The organism is Rickettsia endosymbiont of Culicoides newsteadi, from assembly GCF_002259525.1.
Classification (GTDB): Bacteria; Pseudomonadota; Alphaproteobacteria; order Rickettsiales; family Rickettsiaceae; genus Tisiphia.
The window spans coordinates 1-2,560 of the sequence record NZ_MWZE01000134.1 but is presented as its reverse complement, the minus strand read 5'-3'; the positions used below and the strand labels follow the sequence as shown (position 1 = coordinate 2,560).

The window sequence follows — 2,560 nt, the reverse complement described above, 5'->3', positions numbered from 1 at the left end:
AATTTTGGAGTATGACTCAATTACCGATTTTGATCCCTACTTCCCTACATTGTTACAAAAATTGTAGGGTACTATGGACGAACACTCCCTTATAGTATTTTTTATCAATGCTAATAAAACTATATTATTACTCATAACCTACTCGCGTCATTGCGATGAACCACGAAACTCGAACAAAGCAATCCATTCCTAATCACTTTCCTGGATTGCTTCGTCGGTACTAAAGTACCTCCTCGCAATGACCAGTGGGTAAGAAGTCCTTCCGTCATTGTGAGACCATGAAATGGTCGTGGCAATCCACACTCATTAGATTGCCTCATCGGCTTACGCCTCCTTACAATGGCGTATTCATAGGCAAAAAGAGTACCTTTCATCGAATATACTCTGATTTTTTAGTTGAAACAGTTTTTATATATTTACTATTAGGAGTTGTTTTATAACGCCACTTAACATTGGTTTTATTAAAATATGAACCACTCACTTCATGAGACTTGGCATATTTCTTACTTTCAGGCATTAAAGGATCACTAATCATTTGCTTAACTTTAACAGTATCTAATTGTAAATAAAGTGATGATAATTTTCTTAGTCTAGCTGGAGAAGTAAGGTATGATTGTTCGACTTTTAACACGTGAATTCTATTACTCTCATCAATCAGTTGTTTTGAAACCTCTCCAAGCTGATAATGTAAGATAATAACCTTATCTTTTACTCTAAATAACCCATAAATGGAAAAAATTATAGTACAGACAGCTATATAACTAAATATTCTAACCGCCATATGTAGCACCCTCTATTTTCTGTCCAGCCCTTAACTTTGCAGACCTTGCTCTTGGATTAAGTGCAATTTCTCTAGACGATGGACATAATGGCTTCTTTGTAATAATCTTAAGCCATTCCTTAGAATTTTCTTTAGTAAAAACCTTTGCCGCATATTTAGACCTGGCAACTAACTTAGCAGAATTTGCTTTAAAAAAATTCTTAACAACTCGGTCTTCTAATGAGTGAAATGAGACAATTACTAGGCGACCATTTGCTGATAGAATATTTTTGCTATTACTTAGAAATCTTTCTAATTGACCCAATTCATCATTAATGTAAATGCGAATTGCTTGAAAACTCTTGGTAGCAGTGTCTATCTTACCTTTTCGAAAACCTATACTACTACGAACAATATGAGCAAACCTGGCTGTATTGGTAATAGGCTCTAACCTCCTATGTTCTACAATTCTTTTAGCGATTCTTCGAGAATAAGACTCATCGCCATATTTATAAATCACATCAGCTATTTCTTGTTCATCAGCATTATTTATAAAATCTCCAGCACTCTGCCCTACTCCACTCATTCTCATATCGAGTGGACCATCATGAGTAAAGGAAAATCCCCTATCGCCAGAATCAATCTGCATAGAAGAAACCCCTAAATCCATAACTATGCTGTCAAATTTCAATGAACCTAATTCTGAAAAGCTTTCAGCAAACCCTGTTTGAATAAATCTCACTCTACCAGGATAATCTTTTATCAACTGATTGGCGTAAGTTATAACATTTGGATCACGATCAATTGCCACTAATTGACAATTACAAGAATCGAGTATCATTCGACTATAACCACCAAAACCAAAAGTGCAATCCAGATAAATTCCACCATCTTTAGGACACAAGACTTCCTTAACTTCATTTAACATAACAGCTGTATGAGAGGACTCTTGTATCATATTTCCTTATTAATATTCTTAAGAGTTAAACGGTTATTTTGAGCAATTTGCCGAGCTGAAGAAAGATAGGTCTCAAAATTTTGCGGCTGCCAAATTTCAAAAACTAATCCCTTTCCTACAAAACAAACCTGTTCTGATATGTCAGAATGCTCTATTAAAGATTTAGGCAAAATCACCCTACCCTCACCATCAAACGCAAGTTGGATAGCCTCACCAAGAATGATTGTTTCAAAAGCATCTCGTTCCTCAGAATATGGGTCTAAGGTTTGAATCATTTGGCTTAACTCCTCAAGCCTCTTTAAACTACACGCTTCAATACACTTATTTCTAAAAGACGGATAGACAATAACCCCATTAAATGACTGGCTAGACAAAGCTGCTCTATAGCTAGCAGGTACCGAAACCCTACCTTTCTTATCAAGATTATTTATATATTTTGACAAAAAAATATTCATTTACCTATTTACCTTCCAATAATTGGTAGTGTCATCCCTGCTTCAGTGCGGGGTCTAGATTCCCGCCTACGCGGGAATAACAGACATTATCTGATTAAATACAAATCAAATTAGCCATATAACCATACCCTGTACAAATTATTCCATAATTAGATTTGGTCATATTTGGGATAATTTGGGATTATATGGAATTTTTAGGATATTGTACTATAATTATAGAGTCAAGAAGGTTTTAAATAGTTTGTAAAAAATTTATGAATTTTTATTAATTGTGACTTATTTAATGTGTATATATAGTCATGTATGGACCTACCCGATAATGCAAGAAAAAAATAATATATAACAGCAAAAAAATCGAATGCAGTCATGTATCCGGCTTATAGTTAA

General features: G+C 34.5%; 3 protein-coding genes. All 3 read right to left on the bottom strand.

Translation table 11 applies throughout. The features are described from left to right. Positions 1–370: 370 nt before the first annotated feature. From ftsL to mraZ, 3 genes are read right to left on the bottom strand one after another with little or no spacing between them, the layout of a single operon-like run. On the bottom strand, positions 371–781 hold the full coding sequence (ftsL, locus tag RiCNE_RS06735; RefSeq protein ID WP_094649794.1) for a cell division protein FtsL: 411 nt from the start codon (positions 779–781) through the stop codon (positions 371–373). Then, entirely contained in the window at positions 771–1,718 is a 948-nt protein-coding gene (gene rsmH, locus RiCNE_RS06730) for a 16S rRNA (cytosine(1402)-N(4))-methyltransferase RsmH (protein WP_094649793.1), read from the bottom strand. The genes ftsL and rsmH overlap by 11 nt, the downstream gene beginning before the upstream one ends. Then, positions 1,715–2,173, bottom strand: a complete 459-nt coding sequence (gene mraZ, locus RiCNE_RS06725) for a division/cell wall cluster transcriptional repressor MraZ (RefSeq protein ID WP_094649792.1) — start codon at positions 2,171–2,173, stop codon at positions 1,715–1,717. The genes rsmH and mraZ overlap by 4 nt, the downstream gene beginning before the upstream one ends. Positions 2,174–2,560: the final 387 nt, after the last annotated feature.